The organism is Actinophytocola algeriensis, assembly GCF_014203735.1.
GTDB lineage: Bacteria > Actinomycetota > Actinomycetes > Mycobacteriales > Pseudonocardiaceae > Actinophytocola > Actinophytocola algeriensis.
Map to the genome: position 1 here is coordinate 736214 of NZ_JACHJQ010000004.1, position 18180 is coordinate 754393.

Annotated in this window: 16 protein-coding genes; 12 read left to right on the plus strand and 4 right to left on the minus strand. The window is 72.8% G+C overall.

What is annotated here, in order from left to right; genetic code table 11:
* Positions 1-37: 37 nt before the first annotated feature.
* The 4 genes from FHR82_RS21410 to FHR82_RS21425 all read right to left on the minus strand — a co-directional run bounded on the left by FHR82_RS21410 (position 38) and on the right by FHR82_RS21425 (position 4526).
* Positions 38-1285 carry a glycosyltransferase family 4 protein gene (locus FHR82_RS21410; protein ID WP_184812225.1) on the minus strand — a complete coding sequence of 416 codons (1248 nt, stop codon included), beginning with the start codon at positions 1283-1285 and terminating at the stop codon, positions 38-40.
* Positions 1285-2775 (minus strand): 1,4-alpha-glucan branching protein domain-containing protein, encoded by a 1491-nt coding sequence (locus FHR82_RS21415; protein ID WP_184812226.1) that lies wholly within the window; start codon positions 2773-2775, stop codon positions 1285-1287. The genes FHR82_RS21410 and FHR82_RS21415 overlap by 1 nt, the downstream gene beginning before the upstream one ends.
* Before the next feature lie 120 nt (positions 2776-2895).
* Entirely contained in the window at positions 2896-3654 is a 759-nt protein-coding gene (locus FHR82_RS21420) for a class I SAM-dependent methyltransferase (protein WP_184812227.1), read from the minus strand.
* 29 nt (positions 3655-3683) lie between these two features.
* Complete coding sequence (locus FHR82_RS21425) at positions 3684-4526, minus strand: DegV family protein (protein WP_184812228.1); 843 nt, start codon at positions 4524-4526, stop codon at positions 3684-3686.
* A 174-nt stretch (positions 4527-4700) separates the two neighbouring features.
* Here FHR82_RS21425 and FHR82_RS21430 point away from each other — a divergent pair, with 174 nt between their 5' ends.
* From FHR82_RS21430 to FHR82_RS21485, 12 genes are all read left to right on the plus strand, one after another.
* On the plus strand, positions 4701-5480 hold the full coding sequence (locus FHR82_RS21430) for an electron transfer flavoprotein subunit beta/FixA family protein (RefSeq protein WP_184812229.1): 780 nt from the start codon (positions 4701-4703) through the stop codon (positions 5478-5480).
* Positions 5481-5493: 13 nt separating this feature from the next.
* Positions 5494-6450: an electron transfer flavoprotein subunit alpha/FixB family protein gene (locus FHR82_RS21435; RefSeq protein ID WP_184812230.1), complete on the plus strand. Its 957-nt coding sequence runs from the start codon at positions 5494-5496 to the stop codon at positions 6448-6450.
* A 310-nt stretch (positions 6451-6760) separates the two neighbouring features.
* Entirely contained in the window at positions 6761-7531 is a 771-nt protein-coding gene (locus tag FHR82_RS21440; protein WP_184812231.1) for a GNAT family N-acetyltransferase, read from the plus strand.
* On the plus strand, positions 7528-8385 hold the full coding sequence (locus tag FHR82_RS21445) for a lysophospholipid acyltransferase family protein (protein WP_184812232.1): 858 nt from the start codon (positions 7528-7530) through the stop codon (positions 8383-8385). The genes FHR82_RS21440 and FHR82_RS21445 overlap by 4 nt, the downstream gene beginning before the upstream one ends.
* A gap of 4 nt (positions 8386-8389) precedes the next feature.
* Positions 8390-9769 carry an MFS transporter gene (locus FHR82_RS21450; protein WP_311771200.1) on the plus strand — a complete coding sequence of 460 codons (1380 nt, stop codon included), beginning with the start codon at positions 8390-8392 and terminating at the stop codon, positions 9767-9769.
* 40 nt (positions 9770-9809) lie between these two features.
* Positions 9810-11045 (plus strand): cysteine desulfurase family protein, encoded by a 1236-nt coding sequence (locus FHR82_RS21455; RefSeq protein WP_184812233.1) that lies wholly within the window; start codon positions 9810-9812, stop codon positions 11043-11045.
* Positions 11042-12130 carry a tRNA 2-thiouridine(34) synthase MnmA gene (mnmA, locus tag FHR82_RS21460; protein WP_184812234.1) on the plus strand — a complete coding sequence of 363 codons (1089 nt, stop codon included), beginning with the start codon at positions 11042-11044 and terminating at the stop codon, positions 12128-12130. The genes FHR82_RS21455 and mnmA overlap by 4 nt, the downstream gene beginning before the upstream one ends.
* A 134-nt stretch (positions 12131-12264) precedes the next feature.
* Positions 12265-13902 carry a S8 family peptidase gene (locus tag FHR82_RS21465; protein WP_184812235.1) on the plus strand — a complete coding sequence of 546 codons (1638 nt, stop codon included), beginning with the start codon at positions 12265-12267 and terminating at the stop codon, positions 13900-13902.
* 62 nt (positions 13903-13964) lie between these two features.
* Positions 13965-16592 (plus strand): CHAT domain-containing protein, encoded by a 2628-nt coding sequence (locus FHR82_RS21470; RefSeq protein ID WP_184812236.1) that lies wholly within the window; start codon positions 13965-13967, stop codon positions 16590-16592.
* Positions 16593-16658: 66 nt separating this feature from the next.
* Positions 16659-17264 (plus strand): DUF4178 domain-containing protein, encoded by a 606-nt coding sequence (locus FHR82_RS21475; protein WP_184812237.1) that lies wholly within the window; start codon positions 16659-16661, stop codon positions 17262-17264.
* A complete protein-coding gene (locus FHR82_RS21480) occupies positions 17261-17746 on the plus strand; it encodes a DUF2617 family protein (RefSeq protein ID WP_184812238.1) in 486 nt (161 codons plus the stop codon). Before FHR82_RS21475 ends, FHR82_RS21480 begins: the two co-directional genes overlap by 4 nt.
* On the plus strand, positions 17743-18159 hold the full coding sequence (locus FHR82_RS21485; protein ID WP_221464023.1) for a DUF4247 domain-containing protein: 417 nt from the start codon (positions 17743-17745) through the stop codon (positions 18157-18159). Before FHR82_RS21480 ends, FHR82_RS21485 begins: the two co-directional genes overlap by 4 nt.
* Positions 18160-18180: the final 21 nt, after the last annotated feature.

Sequence of the window (18180 nt, forward strand, 5' to 3'; positions counted from 1 at the left end):
GCAGCAGTGCCGGGCCGGTCGCGCGTCGCCGTGTGGGTCAGGACGCGAACGCGTTGCCCGACGCGATCTTCGGGCGGCCGAGTGGCTGGTGGTCGCGGACGGTGGCCGACGCGTAGACGGCGGCCGTCTCCTCCGCGATGCGCTGCCACGAGAACTCGGTCGCCAGGCGGGCCTTCGCGGCCCTGGCCCGCCGGGCGGCCGCGGCCGGGTCGACGAGCACCGCGCGCACCGCACCCGCGATCGCGTCGACGTCGCCGGGCGTCACCGACAGCCCGGTTTCCCCGTCCACCACCAGTTCCGCCAGTCCGCCCGCGGTCGACGCCACCAGGGGGGCGCCCGCCGCGGCGGCTTCCAGCGCCACGATGCCGAACGGTTCGTACCGCGACGGCAGCACCACCACGTCCGCCGCCACGAGCAGCGCCTTCAACGCGCGGTCCGGCAGGTGCCCCGCGAAGTCCACCGACCGGCGCACCCGCAGCTTCCGCGACTGCTCGACCAGCGCAGCCGCCTGCCTGCCCTGGCCGGCGACCACGAGCCGCGTGCCCGGGAAGGCGCGCCGCACGCGCGGCAGCGCGGCCAACAGGTCGTGGACACCCTTCTCCCACTCCAGCCGTCCGAAGTACACGATCACCGGCGCGCCGTCCGGCGCGTACCTGGCCCGCGTCTTCCGCACCGACGCCGCGGTCGGCCGCCAGCCCTGCGGGTGGATGCCGTTGTGGATCACCGCCATGTCGGTCACCTCGAACAGGTGCGACACCTCGGCCCGCATCGCGGACGAACAGGTGATCAACGCGTCGGCGCGGTTGGCCAGCCACCACTCGACCGAGTGAATCTGCTGGTTCAGCGACTGCGACAGCCATCCGCTGTGCCTGCCCGCCTCGGTGGCGTGGATGGTCGCCACCAGCGGCACGGCGAAGTAGTCGGCGAGCGCGATGGCCGGGTGCGTCACCAGCCAGTCGTGGGCGTGCACGACGTCCGGTCGCCATCCGTCCAGCTGGGACAGTCCGGCCCGCACGAGCCCGTGGCCCATGGCGAGCGTCCACGCCACGAGGTCCTTCTCGAACGTCAGGTGCGTCGGGTCCTCCGCGACCCGCACCACCCGCACGCCCTCAGCGACGACGTCGGTGGTCGGGTGGGTCAGCGCGTCCGTGCCCGCCTCGTGCCTGCACAGCACGACGACCTCGTGGCCCAGCGCCGTCAGCTCGGTCGCGAGCGCGTGCACGTGCCTGCCCAGCCCGCCGACGACCACCGGCGGGTACTCCCACGACAACATCAGCACGCGCATCAGACCAACAACCCCCGTGCGTCCAACCGCCCGAACACGCCGTCCTCCGCCCGCAGTGCCTCGGCCCGCGAGAACCGCGACCGGTGGTCCGCCCGCAGCAGCGCCGCCAGCTCCGCGAACCGGTCGCCGTGGACCTTCGCGCGCCGCCGCGCGTAGTCCGCGGCCGAGTCCTTCGTGACCATGAACGCCCAGTCGCTCGACAGCGTAAGCAGCGCCTCGCGCACCAGCTGGTCCCGCACCGGGTCCCGGTACGGCACCGGCGGCACGGCGAGGAGTTCGTCCTGCAGTGCCGCGCCCGCGTTCACCAGGTCCGACACCTGCTCGCCGTCCCAGACGCGCCAGTCCTTGCCGGAACCCCACGACGACGCGGGCAGGTCCACCGGGTCGCCGACGTGCCCGGCCTCGATCGCACCGCGCAGCGTCGTCACCCGCACCCCGGCCTCGGGCAGCGCACGCAGCACCGCCTCCAGCCACGCCGGGCCTTCGTGCCACCAGTGCCCGAACAGCTCGGTGTCGTACGCCGCCACCACGAGCCCCGGCCGCCCGTGCCGCTCGCGCAGCGACCGCAACCGCGCGACGACCGTGTCGGTGAAGTCGCGTGCGTGCCGCCGCACCGCGATGGCCGCGAGCGCCGGGTCGTACGGCTTCTTCTCGTGCGGTGGCACGTGTTTGCCCGTCACCCGGGACGGCTTCAGCCCACTCGGGTGGTCGAACGTGTGGAAGTCGCGGTAGGCCGCGTCGCCGGGGTAGCCCGCCTTCGGGGACCACACGCGGTAGGTCACCTCGAGGTCGCGCCCGAAGCACAGCACGTCCGACGACCCGACCGGCCGCGCCGCGTGCGTGTCGCCGTGCAGCGCCGGTCCGTCCACGAGGAACCGCCGCACACCCTCGGCCTGGTAGTCCGCTTCCATGCCCGGCGCGTACCCGCATTCGGGCGCCCAGATCCCGTCCGGCGCGCGGCCAAGCCGCAGTGCCGTGTCGTCGAGGCCGGTGCGCAGCGCGAACCGCCGCACCTCGGGCCGCAGCAGGGGCTGGAAGGGGTGGGTCGCCGGCCCGCCCAACAGCTCGATCACGCCGGAGTCCGTCATGGACCGCAGCACCGGCGAGAACCCGTGGCGCCAGCGGGTGTCGAACCGCTCCAGCGCGTGCCCGGCGGCGCGGAACTCGGCGGCCGCGAGGTCACGCAGCACCGGCTCCTCCCACTGCCCTGCCGCGAACTGCGCGCGCAGCTGCCAGTTGCCGAGCCAGTCGTGGCAGGCGCGCAGGGCGTACGGGTCGTCGAGCTGCGCGGCCAGCACCGGGGTCACGCCGAGCGTGAGGACGTCGCGGCGGCCCTCCTCGGCGAAGCGGTGCAGCAGCTCGATCACCGGCAGGTAGGAGTGCGCCCACGCCTGGTAGAGCCATTCCTCGCCGACCGGCCACGTGCCGTGGTGGGGGAGCCAGGGCAGGTGGCTGTGCAGCACCAGGCAGAACGAGCCCTCATCACTCATGGACGCTCCTCGCAGGCTCCGAGCGTCCACGGTGTCGACGATTCGCTCGCAAGCTCGCTCATGGACGCTCCTCGCAGGCTCCGAGCGTCCACGGTGTCGACGATTCGCTCGCAAGCTCGCTCATGGACGGACCGCCACAGCCACGATGTCGAGGCTCGAGTCGAGGTCGTCGGTGGTGATCGCGAAGTCCGCCGCGGTGACCGACGCGACCGCGTCGCGCAGCGCGTCGGGCCAGGGGTCGCCGGAGACCGCCACCGCGACCTGCGCGTCGATGAGCGAGCCGCCGAACTCGGCGTCCAGCACACCCAGGCGCGGCCCGTGGCGCAGCCCGGCGAGGTACTCCACGTCGAATCCCGCGCCCGTGAGCAGTGTGTCCATTTCGGACGGCGCGAGTTCCCTGGTGTGGAAGGGATTGAGCGGGGTGTCCCGGCCGGGGGAGAAGGTGATCCGGTTCGGGGTGGTGATCAGCAGGCGGCTGCCGGGCCGCAGCACGCGCAGGCACTCGCGCAGGAAACCTTCCTGGTCCCACAGGTGCTCGATCACCTGGAAGTTCGCCACGACGTCCACAGTGGACGTCCGGACGGGCAGTGCGGCGAGGTTCGCGCGTGCGGTGTGGACCCTCGGGTAGGCCTTGGCCACGTGGCTGAGCGTCAGTGCGTCGTAGTCGAGCCCGAGCACCCCGGCCGCGCCGAGCGCGAGGAGGTCCGCGCCGTAACCTTCGCCACACCCGGCCTCGAGCACGAACGCGTCCACACAGTACGGCCGCAATGCCAGGTAGGCGGCCTCATGCCGCCGGAACCAGTAGTTCTCCTCGACTATCCCGGGCACGGTCCGCTCACCGGTCAACGGAAGCTGTGGCACTGCGGACTCGTACTCCATCGCGGCAGGCTACTACGGGGTAGGAAAGGTCACGTCGGTGAAACCGTGATGCCGACGGCACCCGGACCGAGGTGGACCCCGATGGTGGAGCTGACCTCGGTGAACGTGATCTCACGGGCCTCCGGCAGCCGTGCCTTGACCCGCGAGGCGAGCTTGCCGGCCCTGGCTTCCGCGCCGAAGTGCTCGATCGCGATGTCCACGGTCCTGCCGTTCGCCCTCTGGACGGCGGTGTCGACGAGCTTGCGCAGTGCCCGTTCGGTGCCGAGTGCCCTGGCGAGCGGCGCGACCTGGCCGTTGATCATCGTGAGCAGCGGCTTGAGCGACAGCGCACTGCCGAGCATCGCGGTGGCGGCGCCGATCCGGCCGCCCTTGCGGAGGTACTCGAGGGTGTCCACGTAGATCAGCTCGGCGCTGCCCTCCAGGCGCTTGGCGAGCGCGTCCATCACGCGCCGCGCTCCGCCGCCCGCCCCGGCGACCCGGGCGGCGGCGAGCACGGCGTAGCCGAGGCTCATGCCGGTGGTGCCGGAGTCGACGACGTGCACCGGCACGCGGCTCTGCGCGGCGGCCTTGCGGGCGATCTCGTAGGTCTCGGACTGCCTGCTCGAGATGTGCACCGAGATGACCTCGTCGGCGCCTCGCGCTGCCAGGTCCTCGTAGGCCCACCGGAAGCCCGCGGGGTCGGGGGCGGACGTGGCCACGTCCATGTTCCCCTCCAGCGCCCTGACCAGGACCTCCGTCGGGACGTTGTGCTCGGCCCGCACGTGGTCCCCGATCCTGATCTGCGTCGGCACGACCGTGATTCCCCACTGCGCGGCCAGCGACGCCGGGATGCTCGAGGTGGAGTCCGTCACAAGTCCCACTCGTCCAGGCATGTGCATATGTTAACTAAGGCTGCCCTGTGGGCACCGTCACGCAGACTTGGGGCGCACTCGGTTTGCCCCTGAGCTACTGCTTAGTAACATGTGGCTAGCCGGACAGGCGCAGGCAGACCTCGTATTGTTTGCCTCGCGCTAGCCGCTCGTAACCCAGGAGGTCGGAGCAGACCCATGCCAAACATCGTCGTGCTGGTGAAACAAGTCCCGGACACCTACTCGGAGCGCAAACTCTCCGACTCCGACTTCACGTTGGACCGGGAGTCGGCCGACGCGGTGCTCGACGAGATCAACGAGCGCGCCATCGAGGAGGCGCTCGTGATCAAGGAAGCCCATGGCGGCGAGGTCACCGTCCTCTCCGTCGGCCCCGAGCGGGCGACCGAGGCGATCCGCAAGGGTCTGTCGATGGGCGCCGACAAGGCGGTGCACGTGGTCGACGACTCGCTGCACGGGTCGGACCTGCTGCAGACCGCGAAGGTCCTGGCCGCCGCGGTGGGCAAGGTCGAGGGCGCCGAGCTCGTCATCGCCGGTAACGAGGCCTCCGACGGCCAGGGCGGTGCGGTGCCCGCGGTGCTGGCCGAGCTGCTGGGCTACCCGCAGCTCACGCACGCCCGCAAGGTGGAGATCGACGGCTCCTCGGTGAAGGTGACCCGGGAGACCGACGAGGGCCTGACGCACCTCGAGGCGTCGCTGCCCGCCGTGATCAGCGTGGGCGAGAAGATCAACGAGCCGCGCTACCCGTCCTTCAAGGGCATCATGGCGGCCAAGAAGAAGCCGGTCGAGACGCTCTCCGTCGCCGACCTGGGTGTCGACGAGGTCGGCCTGGACGCCGCGTGGTCGACGGTCACCGAAGCGGCCCCGAAGCCCCCGCGCGAGGCGGGCCAGCGCGTCGAGGACGAGGGTGACGGCGGCGTGAAGGTCGCCGAGTACCTGGTCTCGCAGAAGCTGATCTGAGGAGGATTCACCAATGGCTGAGGTTCTGGTCCTCGTCGATCATCTGGACGGCGAGGTAAAGAAGGTCACGTTCGAGTTGCTCACCGCCGCGCGGGAGATCGGGTCGCCGTCCGCGGTCGTCGTGGGCGCCCCCGGCACCGCGTCGAAGCTGACCGAGCAGCTGGGCGCGTACGGCGCGGAGAAGGTCTACGTCGCGGAGTCCGACGACGCCGCCTCCTATCTCGTGACGCCGCAGGTGGACGTGCTTGAGTCGCTCGTCTCCTCGGTGTCGCCCGCCGCCGTCCTGGTGTCGGCGTCCGCGGACGGCAAGGAGATCTCGGGCCGCCTGGCGGCGCGGGTCTCCGGCGGTCTGCTGATCGACGCCATCGGCGTCGACGGTGACCTGACGGTCACCAAGTCCGTCTTCGGTGGCGCGTTCGTGGTCAAGACGAAGGCGACGAAGGGCGTGCCGGTCATCTCGGTGCGGCCCGGCGGCCTGGAGGCAGTCGCGGCGCAGGGCGCGGCCGCGGAGACCGCCGTCGAGGTGCCCGCGGTGGACGCCGCCACGGCCACGAAGATCACCGGCCGCGAGCCGATCGTCGGTGGCGACCGGCCGGAGCTGACCGAGGCCTCGGTGGTCGTGTCCGGTGGGCGAGGGGTCGGTTCCGCCGAGAGCTTCTCCGTGGTGGAGCAGCTGGCTGACGCCCTCGGCGCGGCCGTCGGCGCCTCGCGCGCCGCGGTCGACTCGGGGTACTACCCGGCACAGTTCCAGGTGGGGCAGACCGGCAAGACCGTGTCGCCGCAGCTGTACATCGCGCTGGGCATCTCCGGGGCCATCCAGCACCGGGCCGGCATGCAGACCTCGAAGACGATCGTCGCGGTGAACAAGGACGCCGAGGCGCCGATCTTCGAGATCGCCGACTACGGCATCGTCGGGGACCTGTTCAAGGTCGCTCCGCAGCTGACCGAAGAGATTCAGAAGCGCAAGTAGCTGTGGTTCGAAGAGGCCGTCGCGGTTGGTCGCGGCGGCCTTTTCGTATGGGTGGACCGTTGGTTCGGTCGCTCGCCGGTTTCTGCCGGTGGTCCTCGTGACGCAGGACTTCGGAGGGCCGACGGCCGCGGTTGATCTTGGGGCGGGGTTGTCGTGGTGGGTGGGCTTTGCCCGGGCTGTGCGCGATTGCGCCGCCACCCGCCGAGAGCAGCGGTTCTCAGGGAGTTCTCAGGAAAGTTCACCCCGCCGCCACGCATGTGTCATCGGAACGGTCACGTGCTGGTTGCCCGGCGGCGCGTACACCTGAGGCATGACGCAGGCACAGCTTCTCGTCAGCACCAACGATGAGGGCGCCACCGCGCCCCGCTACTCGCTGCTCGTTGCCAGAGAAGGTGCGGAAGTCGTTGCCGCGCAACGGCTTCGCTACCGGGTGTTCGCCGAGGAGATGGGGGCGACCCTCCGCACCCCGGCCCCCGGGCTGGATGTCGACGCCTTCGACGAGCACTGTGACCACCTCGTGGTGCGGGAGGACGGCACCGGCGAGATCGTCGGCTGTTACCGGATGCTCCCGCCGGAGCGGGCGTCCGAAGCCGGGATGCTCTACTCCGAGACCGAGTTCGACCTCCGGAACCTCACCCCGTTGCGGGCCGCGCTCGTCGAGACCGGGCGGTCGTGCGTGCATCCCGACCACCGGACCGGTGCGGTCGTCAGCCTGGTCTGGGCCGGGATCGCGCGCTACATGTTCCTCTCCGGCCACAACTGGCTCGCCGGGTGCGCCTCCGTGCCGCTGCGGGACGGCGGCACCCTCGCCGCCGGGGTGTGGGACACCGTGCGGCGCAAGCACCTCGCACCGCGTGAGTACCAGGTGCGGCCGCTGCGGCCGTGGGACCCGGCAGGCATCGAGGTGCCCCAGCGGACCGTCATTCCTCCGCTGCTCAAGGGATACCTCCGGCTCGGCGCCTGGGTGTGCGGGCAGCCCGCCGTCGACGCCGACTTCGGGGTCGCCGACCTGTTCGTCCTCTTGGGACTGGACCGGATCGACCGGCGGTACCTCGACTACTTCCTCGGTGCGCGGCGATGAGGCACGCCTGGATGCCCGCCTCGCCGTGCGGGCCCGGATGTCTCGGCGGGCAGGAACCCACTGTCGGCACAGCGATCCGCGCGCTGCGCCTCGCGGCCGTGGTCACCGTCGTCCTGCTCAGCCTGGTCAGCCTCCTGTTCCTGCCCCTGATCGGGCGCACGGGGCGGAACCGGCTCACCAGAGCCATTTTCCGCGGCGTCCTCCTCGCCATGGGAGTCAGGCTCGTCGTGCACGGTGAGATTCCCGGGCCGGGTCGTGGGGCGCTCGTCGTCAACAACCACACCTCCTGGCTCGACATCGTCGCCGTCAACGCCGTGCGGCCCATGCGTGCCGTGGCCAAGAAGGACATCGCGGGCTGGCCGGTACTGGGGTGGCTCGTCACCGCCGCCGGGTCCGTGTACGTCGACCGGGAGAACATCCGGACGCTCCCCGGCACCGTCACCACCCTCGCCGACAACCTCCGCGACGGCGCGATGGTCAACGTCACCCCCGAGGGCACCACCTGGTGCGGGCTCACCCACGGGCGGTTCCGGCCCGCGCTGTTCCAGGCCGCGATCGACGGTGGCGTGCCGGTGCTGCCCGTGGCGCTCACGTTCCGGCTGCGGAACGGTGCCGCCACCACCGCGCCCGCGTTCATCGGTGCCGAGACGATCATCGACTCCGTGCGCCGCACCGCCGCGGTGCGGGGGCTCGTGCTCGAGGTGCACGTCCTCGACGAGATCGCGCCAGGGCGGGCGGCCGACCGGGGCGAGCTGGCGCGGCTTGCCGAGCGGGCCGTCGACGACGTCCTGATGCCCGCCCCGCTGCCCGCCGAAAACCACTGGACCTCCAGCGTGGTCGAGGTTGCACCATGATCCGGTGAGCCTGGACGCGGTCGAGCCGCACCACGAGGAGAAAGCGCCGTCCGTCTGGTCGGCGAGCTACCGCGCCACCACCATCGGGATGCTGACGCTGGTCACGATCGCCGCGTTCGAGCACCTCGGGGTCAGCACCGCGATGCCGATGATGGTGGCCGACCTGCGCGGCGAGGCGCTCTACTCCTGGCCGTTCACCGCGTTCCTCGCCGCCAGCGTCATGGCGACCGTCCTGTCCGGACGCTTCTGTGACCGCTTCGGCCCAGGACCCGCGCTGCTGGCCGGGCCAGGGTTGTTCCTCGCCGGGCTGATCACCTCCGGGGCCGCCACCGGCATGCCGGTGCTGCTCGCCGGGCGGGTCCTGCAGGGGCTCGGGCTCGGCACGCAGATCGTCGCGATCTACGTGCTCGTCGCGCTCGTGTTCCCGCAGCGCAGCAGGCCCGCCGTGTTCGGGCTGCTCGCGGCGGCGTGGGTGGTGCCGTCGCTCGTCGGGCCCACCGCGGCGGGGCTGATCACCGAGCACGTCGGCTGGCGGTGGGTGTTCCTCGGGATCGCGCCGTTCGCGCTGCTCGGCGTCCTGCTGCTGACACCCGTCATCCGCCAGCTGCCCGAGATCGACCGGGACGCGCCCGAGTCGACCGCGCGCCGAGGAGTCGCGGCCGCCGCCGTGGCCACCGCCTTCGGGATCGCCGCGCTGACGTGGGCCGCGCAGCACCCCTCGCTCACGACCCTGTGGCTCGGGCTCGCCGGGCTGGCCGCCCTCGTGCCGGCCATGCGGGTGCTGCTGCCGCGCGGCACGTTCGCCGCCCGGCCGGGGTTGCCCGCGACCGTGCTGGTCAGGGGCATCTTCGCGGGGGCGTTCTTCGGCGTCGAGGCGTTCGTGCCGCTCACGCTGGCCTCGGTGCACGGGTTCTCGCCCGCCATGTCCGGGGTGCCGCTGACCGTCGGCGCCTGCGGGTGGGCGGCCGCGTCGCACTGGCAGGGCCGCAACCCCGACCTCGACCGGCCGAAGCTCATCCGGGCCGGGCTGCTCGCGCTGGCGGCCACCCTCGCCGCGATGGCCCTGGTCGGTGCGGACTGGGGGCTCGCGTGGCTCGTCGTGCCGTTGTGGCTGGTCGCAGGCGCCGCCATGGGCCTCGCTTACCCGTCGATCAGCGTGCTCGGACTGGACTACGCAGCACCCCGCGACCGAGGGTTCGTCTCCTCCGCCCTCCAGGTCAACGACATGACCTTCGCGGCGATCACGGTGGGGCTGGGGGGCGTGATGCTCGCCACGTTGGCGTCGACCACGGCGCCGTCCGCGGCGATCGTGCCGCTCAACCTGCTGCTCGCGGGCCTGGCGTTGTTGGGCGCCCTCGTCTTCAGGCCTGCTAGGCAAGCCTGATGACCGATTTTCACCGAACGCGGACTACCCTTGTCTTTTGATGACCTATCTCGACCACGCGGCCACCACGCCGATGCTGCCCGAGGCGGCAGCGGCGATGACCGCCCTACTCACCGACGCGCGTGCCGCCAGGGGCAACGCGTCGTCGCTGCACACCTCCGGGCGGCGCGCCCGGCGCCTGATCGAGGAGGCCCGCGAGGACATCGCGGCCGCGCTCGGCGCCAGACCGTCCGAGGTGATCTTCACCGCCGGTGGGACCGAGAGCGACAACCTGGCGATCAAGGGCATTTTCTGGGCCCGGCGCGCCGCCGACCCCCGCCGCAAGCGCTTGCTGGTGTCGTCGGTCGAGCACCACGCGGTCCTGGACGCGGCCGAGTGGCTGGTCGAGCACGAGGGCGCCGACCTGACGCTGCTCGAGGTCGACGCGTTCGGCCGCGTGCACGACGACACGCTGCGGGCCGCGATCGCGGAGGACCCGGCGAGCGTCGCGCTGGTCAGCGTCATGTGGGCCAACAACGAGGTCGGCACGGTCAACCCGGTGAAGGAGCTGGCCAAGACCTGCGCCGAGCAGGGCATCCCGTTCCACACCGACGCCGTGCAGGCCGTCGGCGCCATCCCGGTCGACTTCACCGGGTCCGGCGCGTCCGCGCTCACACTCACCGGCCACAAGCTCGGCGGCCCGTTCGGCGCGGGCGTCCTGCTGCTCGGCCGCGACGTGGCGTGCACGCCCGTGTCGCACGGCGGGGGACAGGAGCGCGAGGTCCGGTCCGGCACGCTGGACGTGCCCGCGATCGTGGCGCTCGCCGCCGCCGTCCGCCACGCCGTCGACCACCGCCCCGAGGAGGCCGAGCGGCTCGCCGGACTGCGTGACGAGCTGGTCGCCGCCGTGCGGGCGGTCGTGCCGGACGTGGTCCTGAACGGCGATCCCGGTCAGTCCGATGTGTACGACGCACCGTCGCGGCTGCCCGGCAACGCGCACTTCACGTTCCCCGGCTGCGCCGGTGACAGCCTGCTGATGCTGCTGGACGCCAGGGGCATCGAGTGCTCAACCGGCTCCGCGTGCACGGCCGGGGTCGCGCAGCCGAGCCACGTCCTGCTGGCCATGGACGTCGAGCCCGACCAGGCCCGCAGCTCGCTGCGGTTCTCGCTCGGGCACACGTCGACGCGCGCGGACGTGACCGCGCTCGCCGACGCCATCGGCCCCGTCGTCGAACGCGCGCGCAGTGCCGGTCTGGTGAACATGCGCCGCGCCGCAACTCGTGTGGAGATCTTGTGAGAGTTCTGGCCGCCATGTCCGGTGGCGTCGATTCCGCGGTGGCCGCGGCCCGTGCGGTCGACGCCGGGCACGACGTCACCGGCGTACACCTCGCGCTGTCGGCCAAGCCCGGCACGTTGCGCACGGGCGCACGCGGCTGCTGCACGGTCGAGGACGCGCACGACGCCCGCCGCGTGGCCGACATCCTCGGCATCCCCTTCTACGTGTGGGACTTCGCGGAGCGGTTCACCGAGGACGTCGTCGACGACTTCGTCGCCGAGTACGCCGCGGGCCGCACGCCCAACCCGTGCCTGAAGTGCAACGAGCGCATCAAGTTCGCCGCGTTGCTCGACAAGGCGATCGCGCTCGGTTTCGACGCGGTCGCCACCGGTCACTACGCCCGGCTGTCGCTTGTGGACGGTCAGCCGGAGCTGCGGCGCAGCGCCGACGACGGCAAGGACCAGTCCTACGTGCTGGCGACGCTGCGGCCGGACCAGTTGCGGCACGCCATGTTCCCGCTCGGCGGCTCGGTGAAGCCCGCCGTGCGCGAGGAGGCCGCCGAGCGCGGGCTCATGATCGCCGAGAAGCCGGACAGTCACGACATCTGTTTCATTCCGGACGGCGACACGCGCGCGTTCCTGACCAAGCACCTCGGCGAGCGGCCGGGTTCGCTGGTCGACGACGAGACCGGCGCGGTGCTGGGCGCGCACGCGGGGGTGCACGGGTTCACCGTCGGCCAGCGGCACGGCCTCGGCCTGCGGGTGCCCGCCGCCGACGGCCGCCCGCGCTACGTGCTGTCGCTCGAACCGGTCAGCGGCAACGTGCGGGTCGGCACGGCGGAGAAGCTCGGCGTGCGGGAGATCGTCGCCACGGCGCCGACCTGGCCGTCCGGCGCGGAGATCGCCGCGGGCACGCGGTGCGTCGCGCAGGTCAGGGCACACGGCGGCACGGCACCCGCCGAAGCGTCCGTTGTGGACGGAAAGCTGGTCGTGCGGATCGACGGCGAACTGCGGGGCGTGGCGCCAGGACAGGCCGTTGTGCTCTATCGCGAGGACGCCGGTGGTGATGTGGTGCTCGGCAGCGCGACCATCACGGCGACCTCCTGAGCCCAGCCCGCGGAGCGAACAACGGCTCTGCCGGGTGATCCGGCCGATCCATTCGGCGCACACCGTTACGCCGGGGGGAGGTACGTCGACGTATGGGATGCGTGACGCCATCCCGTACGTCGAGAGGTTGACTCATGACCAGCGCGTTCCCGAACGGCGACCGTCCACGCGGCGAACCGCCCCGCAGGAACCCTCTGATCCCCGACGCGATCGCCATCCCGCCAGAGGTTCTCGCACGGCACCGCGCCCGTGTCCTCGACCCGGCCACCGCCGTCCGTCCCAAGAGTGGCGAACGTCCCTACTCCACCGTCTACCGCAGTGAGACGATGCTCGTCCCGGCAGGCGACGTCCACGGCCTCCTGCCGGACCCGGACCAGTCGAACGACGTCAACCGCCACCTCGCCGAGATCGGTCTCGAGCTGCGGCCCCCGCGCGAAGAGAACTGGCAGGGCAACGTCGGCAGGCTGCCTGCCGACCTCGGGGTGGCGGTGCCGCTCGTGCGCAAGGACGGCGCGGTGGCCGACCGCGCACCCGACCCGTGGGCCGCGCTGGTCTGGCTGCGGGACAAGCTGTCCGACCGGGTCGGGCACTACCAGCTCGACCACCTGCTGATGCCGGCGACCGCCGTGGTCGAGGGCGCGCCGGTGTCCAACGGCGGGGCGGTCGGCGGTGTCCCGGTGTCCAACGGCGGCAGCGTGGGCGGCACGATCGCGCTGTACACGGGCAGCCGCAACCCGGTCGCCATGCTGATGCCGCAGCCGGTGCGGCCCCCGGCGGCGACGCTCACCGGCGGCCGCCGCCCGGTGGTCGCGGTGCTCGACACCGGCATCGGCTACCACCCGTGGTGGAACGGGCAGGACCCGTCCGACCCGATCATCGAGGTGTCGCAGGACTTCCAGGACCTGCTCGCCCAGCAGGAGCTCGCCGACCCGAGCATGGTGCAGCCGTACCCGCTGGACGACCCCAGGGAGGTCCAGAACGTGGTGCAGCCGCTGCTCGGGCTGCTCGACTCGCACGCGGGCCACGGCACCTTCGTGTCCGGCCTCGTGCACCAGCTGTGCCCCGCCGCGAAGATCCTGTCGATGCGGGTGCTGCACAGCGACGGCTTCTCCACCGAGGGCGCGCTGCTGCTCGCCCTGAACTGGCTCGCGGAGCGCGTCGAGTCCGGTGACCCCGCGCAGGCGGTCGACGTCGTGTCCCTGTCGCTCGGGTTCTACCCGGAGACGACCGACCCGGCGCAGGTCGGCCAGGTCCGCACCGTCATCGAGCGGCTCACCAGCCGCGGCGTGCTGGTGGTGGCCGCGGCCGGCAACGACGCGACGACCAGGCCGTTCATGCCCGCCGCGTTCGGTCAGGGCACGGGCGGCACGGCCGGGGATCCGCTGCTCAGCGCGATCGGCGCCCGCAACGCGGCCGGTCTCACCACGGCCGCGTTCAGCAACTGGGGCGAGTGGGTCAGCCGCTGGGCACCCGGCAACGCGCTGGTCAGCACCGTGCCGGCGGACTGGGAGGGCGCGGCGGGCCCCGGCCTCGCCTACCCCGACCCGCTCGGGCTCGGGCCGTGGCTGCGCACCGCGCCCGACCCCGACGACCTGCGGTCCGGGTTCGCGGTGTGGGCGGGCACCTCGTTCGCGACACCCGTGGTCGCCGGTCTGCTGGCGCAGGCCCTCGCACACGACGAGCAGTGCGCGAACGCGGGCGACGCGGCGAGCCGTGCGCAGCTGGCGCTCGCCGCCACGGACGCGGAACTGGCCCGCCGTCACTGGCAGTGACGTGCGGCTGACGAGGCGTCGTGCCAGGCCTGTCATCCCGTCACCCGTCATAGTGTGGCTGGATGGCGGGCTTGGCTAGCGACCCCGGGCGAGCTCGTCGCCACGACGTGCTCGCCCGTGTGGTCGCGCTGCACCAGCGCGCCCGCGAGGCGGGGTGGGCGTACCGGTTCGACCGGGCGGTCGCCCTCCTGCGGGACGCGCTGCGGCTGCTCGAAGCCGCCGCGCCCGGCTCCGTGCCTGCCGCTGAGCTGCGGGTGCGTGCCCTGGTCAGCCTCGGGTACGCGCAGGCCGAGTCCGGTTCGCACGCAGGGGGACTGGCCCGGCTCGACGAGGCGGCCGGGCACCTCGCCGCGCTGCCCGACGGCTCGCGCCGCGCCGAGCTGGACGGCCTCGTGCTGTGCAACCGCGGCCTGCTCATGCACCGGGCCGGCAAGATCGTCGACGGCATCGACCTGTTCGACGCGGCGATCGAGCGACTGACCGAGGCCACCGGTGACCCGGTCGTGCTCGCCAGCGCCTACCTCAACCGCGGCCACGCCTACATCGACCTCGCGCACGCGACCCGGGCCGCGCGGGACTTCACGACCTGCATCGAGGTGTGCGCCGAGCACGACATCGGCTGGCTCGCCGCCAAGGCCCGGCACAACCTCGGCTACGTCGCCTACATGACCGGCGACCTGCCGACCGCGCTGCGGCACTTCGCCGAGGCCGAGACCAGCTACCGCGCAGGCACCCCGGGGCTCCTGCCCGCGCTGAAGCTGGACCAGGCGCGGGCGCTGCTGTCCGCGGGCCTCGCCACCGACGCCGCCGCGCACCTCGACGACGTGATCCCCCGGCTGCGTGCGCAGCGGGCCGGGCAGGACCTCGCCGAGGCCGAGGTGACCGGTGCCGCCGCCGCGCTGCTCGACGGGCGGATCCGCGACGCGCGGCGCCTCGCCCGGTCCGCGGAGCGGCGCTTCACCAAGCGGGGCAACGAAAGGTGGGCGGCGGTCGCCGCGCTCGCCGCGTTGCGCGCGGACACCGCGACCGCGCTGGCGGCCGGCCGCGTCCCGGTGCGCCTGCCGGTGCGTGCCGTGAAGCTGTCGGACACCCTGCGCGCGCTGCTGCTGGAGGACGAGACCGGTCTCGCGCTGATGCTCGCGGTCCGCCTCGAGCTGCGCCGAGGCGACCCGGCGGCCGCGGAGCTGCTGCTCGACCAGCTGCCGCGCCAGCGCACCACCACCCCGCTCGACCACCGCATGCTGCTGCGGCTGTGCCGCGCCGAGCTGGCCGTGGCCCGCGGCGACCGGCGGCGCGCACTGTCGGAGGCCCGTGCCGGACTGGCCGAGCTGGGCCTGGCCCGCGACCGGATGGGCGGGCTGGAGCTGGTGTGCGGCACCGCGATCCACGGCCAGCAGCTCGGCGACCTCGCGGTGCGCCTGGTGCTGGCCGGGCGGCGCCGTGCCGCGCCCGACGGGACGCCCCGCACGCTCCGCGACGCGCGGCAGCTGTTCGGGTGGCTGGAGCGGACGCGCGCGCAGGTCTACCGGTACGAGCCGCTGCCCGCGATCGACGACCCGGTGCTCGCCGAGCAGGTGTCGGAGGTGCGGTCGCTGCGGCGGGCCGCGCAGCAGGCGCGCCTGGCCGGCCGGTCGCCGCGCCGCGAGGAGAAGCAGATCGCCGCGCTGGAACGGGACGTGGTGCGGCACGGCTGGTACGCGACGCCGTGGGGCCGCCCGCGCCCGGTGGCCTCGCTCGCGGCGGTGCGGGACGCGCTGGGTGACAAGGCGCTGGTGAGCTTCGCGGTGTCCGGCGACGAGCTGGTGGCGGTGGTCGTCGCGGGCGGGCGGACCCGGCTCGTGCGGCTCGCGTCGGCGGCGGAGACGTTCGAGTGGGCCACCCGCCTGCACGCCGACCTCGACACGTACGCGCCCAACGGGTTGCCGCCGCAGCTGGCCGCGGTCGTCGAGGCGTCCGCGCGGCGCAGCGCGGACCTGGTCGACACGCGGCTGGTCGCGCCGCTCGCGCGGTACGTCGGCGACCGCGAGCTGGTGATCGTGCCGACCGGTGCGCTGTACGCGGTGCCGTGGGGGACCCTGCCGTCCCTGCGCGGGCGGTCGGTGGTGGTGGCGCCGTCGGCGACCGCGTGGCTCGCCGCGGTGACCGCGCCCGTGTCGCACGGCAGGGTCGTGCTGGCGCGCGGGCCCCGGCTGCGGGACGCGGTCGCCGAGCAGAGCCGCCTGGCACAGACCTACCCGGCCGCCGTGCGGCTCGGCGACGACACCGCGACCGCGGCCGGTGTCCTGTCCGCCATGGACGGCGCGTCGGTCGCGCACCTCGCGGCGCACGGCGAGCACGAACCGGCCAACGCCATGTTCTCCCGCCTGGAACTGGCCGACGGGCCGCTGTTCGCGCATGAGCTGGCGCGGCTGTCGGACCCGCCGAGCCACGTCGTGCTGGCCGCGTGCGAGCTGGCGCTGTCCCACATCCGGCCCGGTGACGAAGCCCTCGGGTTCGCCGGTGGCCTGCTGGCCAGCGGGGTGCGCACGGTGGTGGCGGCCACCTGCCGGATCGGCGACTCGGCCGCCGCCGCGACGATGGTCACCTACCACGCACGCGTGGCAGCGGGGGAGTCACCGGCAGTAGCGCTCGCCGCGGCGGTGGCAGAGGATCCGCTGCGCCGCCCGTTCATGTGCCTCGGTGCCGGCTGAAAACTGCGTGCGCAACTTTGCTGATCCGGACGAGTGGGTCCGTTTGCTCCTACTATGCTCGCGGCCATGACCGAGCTGTTGCTGGTGCTGATCCTGGTCGCCGTCGTGGCTGTCGGGGTGGTGCTCTACCTGCGCTCCCGGCAGAACCGGCCCAAGGTGGACGAGCGGCCGGGCAAGCCGGCCGACCCGCTCGCCGACCACCAGGGCGTCACCGACATCCGCACGGTCCGCGCGGGCGACATGATCGACTACGGCGACCAGCTGTACTTCGTGCGTGGCTCGCTGCGGCTCACCGAGGGCGGCTACACCTGGTCGGAGCACTTCCTCGACGACGCGCGCGGGGCCCGCGTGTGGGTGTCGGTCGAGGAGGACCCGGACCTGGAAGTGGTGCTGTGGCGGGAGACCGAGGAGGTCACCGCGCCCGGCGGCAAGACCATGGAGGTCGGCGGGGTCACCTACCGCAAGGAGGAGGACGGCACCGCCGCCTACACGTCCGAGGGCACCACGACCGTCGCGGAGCGCGGCTCAGTCGAGTACGTCGACTACGAGGGCCCCGAGGGCAAGGCGCTGTCCTTCGAGCGGTTCGACGGTGGCAAGTGGGAGGCCGGGCTCGGCGAGTCCATCGCACTGCCCGCACTCCGCGTGTACCCGGCCGGCAGTGATCGCACGTGAGGAAGACCATCGACACCCGGTTCGCCGACTCGCGCGCCGCGGACCTCAGCCTCGCCTACGGGCTGCGCCCGTTACCGGCCCTGGGCACTCACTCGGTGACGCTGGGCGGACTGACCGTGGAACTCCGCGTGCTCGGCGCGTCACACCAGGTGGTGCTCGGCGACTGGTCGGAGACCGTGGCGTGCCTGCCGGACCGGCCCGGCGCGCTGCCCGCCCGTGAGGAGCAGGTCGTCGGCGACTACGTGGTGCGCTTCGAGGCGCGCTGCGAGCACCCGGCCGACTTCTCCGCCGCGGTGTCGCGGGTGATCGCCTCGTGTGAGGCGGACCCGCACGCGCTCGTGGCGGAGTTCCCCGGTTCGCCGCTGGCGGTGACCGCGCTGGCGGCCGGTGCCTCCGGTGACGGCGTCGCCTGGGAGACGTGGCACGCCTATCCGCAGGCAGGCGAGCTGGTGTACACGAAGAGCGTGGTGAGCCCCCGATGACGTTCCGTACCAAGATGATCGTCGCCGGCGCCATCGGCGGGATCGGCCTGATCGTGCTGATGTTCGCGATCTTCGGTGGCGGTGGCATCCGGTCCTACCTGGACGACAACTTCCGCCGCCAGTCCGCGAACGGGAACTCGATCGTCTACACGTCGACGGCCAAGCCGAAGGCGGTGTACGAGCAGATCCGCTCGGCCCGGTCGCCGGCGGACACGCGCCTCGACCCGTCCGGCTACTTCCTGCGGTACTCCGACGACATCGTCGCGATCACCGCCAGCGGCACGGGTTCCCGGATCTACGTCGACGACGAGCGCCGCGGCTACGCGACCTGGCTGCCGTTCGTCGGCGGGGTGTGGGGCACCGGCGGCTCCGGGGAGAACTTCCGCGGCGGCGGACCGGGAGGCGGCAAGTGAGCGGAGCTTGCGGAGCGAACC

What these genes read in the sequence shown, in the direction of transcription:
- FHR82_RS21415 (WP_184812226.1), bottom strand. Translation starts at nt 2,775, where the DNA reads ATGAGTGATGAGGGCTCGTTCTGCCTGGTGCTGCACAGCCACCTGCCC.
- FHR82_RS21470 (WP_184812236.1), top strand. Translation starts at nt 13,965, where the DNA reads ATGGCGGGCTTGGCTAGCGACCCCGGGCGAGCTCGTCGCCACGACGTG.
- FHR82_RS21485 (WP_221464023.1), top strand. Translation starts at nt 17,743, where the DNA reads ATGACGTTCCGTACCAAGATGATCGTCGCCGGCGCCATCGGCGGGATC.
- FHR82_RS21440 (WP_184812231.1), top strand. Translation starts at nt 6,761, where the DNA reads ATGACGCAGGCACAGCTTCTCGTCAGCACCAACGATGAGGGCGCCACC.
- FHR82_RS21475 (WP_184812237.1), top strand. Translation starts at nt 16,659, where the DNA reads ATGACCGAGCTGTTGCTGGTGCTGATCCTGGTCGCCGTCGTGGCTGTC.
- FHR82_RS21465 (WP_184812235.1), top strand. Translation starts at nt 12,265, where the DNA reads ATGACCAGCGCGTTCCCGAACGGCGACCGTCCACGCGGCGAACCGCCC.
- FHR82_RS21410 (WP_184812225.1), bottom strand. Translation starts at nt 1,285, where the DNA reads ATGCGCGTGCTGATGTTGTCGTGGGAGTACCCGCCGGTGGTCGTCGGC.
- FHR82_RS21435 (WP_184812230.1), top strand. Translation starts at nt 5,494, where the DNA reads ATGGCTGAGGTTCTGGTCCTCGTCGATCATCTGGACGGCGAGGTAAAG.
- FHR82_RS21445 (WP_184812232.1), top strand. Translation starts at nt 7,528, where the DNA reads ATGAGGCACGCCTGGATGCCCGCCTCGCCGTGCGGGCCCGGATGTCTC.
- FHR82_RS21420 (WP_184812227.1), bottom strand. Translation starts at nt 3,654, where the DNA reads ATGGAGTACGAGTCCGCAGTGCCACAGCTTCCGTTGACCGGTGAGCGG.
- FHR82_RS21425 (WP_184812228.1), bottom strand. Translation starts at nt 4,526, where the DNA reads ATGCCTGGACGAGTGGGACTTGTGACGGACTCCACCTCGAGCATCCCG.
- FHR82_RS21430 (WP_184812229.1), top strand. Translation starts at nt 4,701, where the DNA reads ATGCCAAACATCGTCGTGCTGGTGAAACAAGTCCCGGACACCTACTCG.
- FHR82_RS21455 (WP_184812233.1), top strand. Translation starts at nt 9,810, where the DNA reads ATGACCTATCTCGACCACGCGGCCACCACGCCGATGCTGCCCGAGGCG.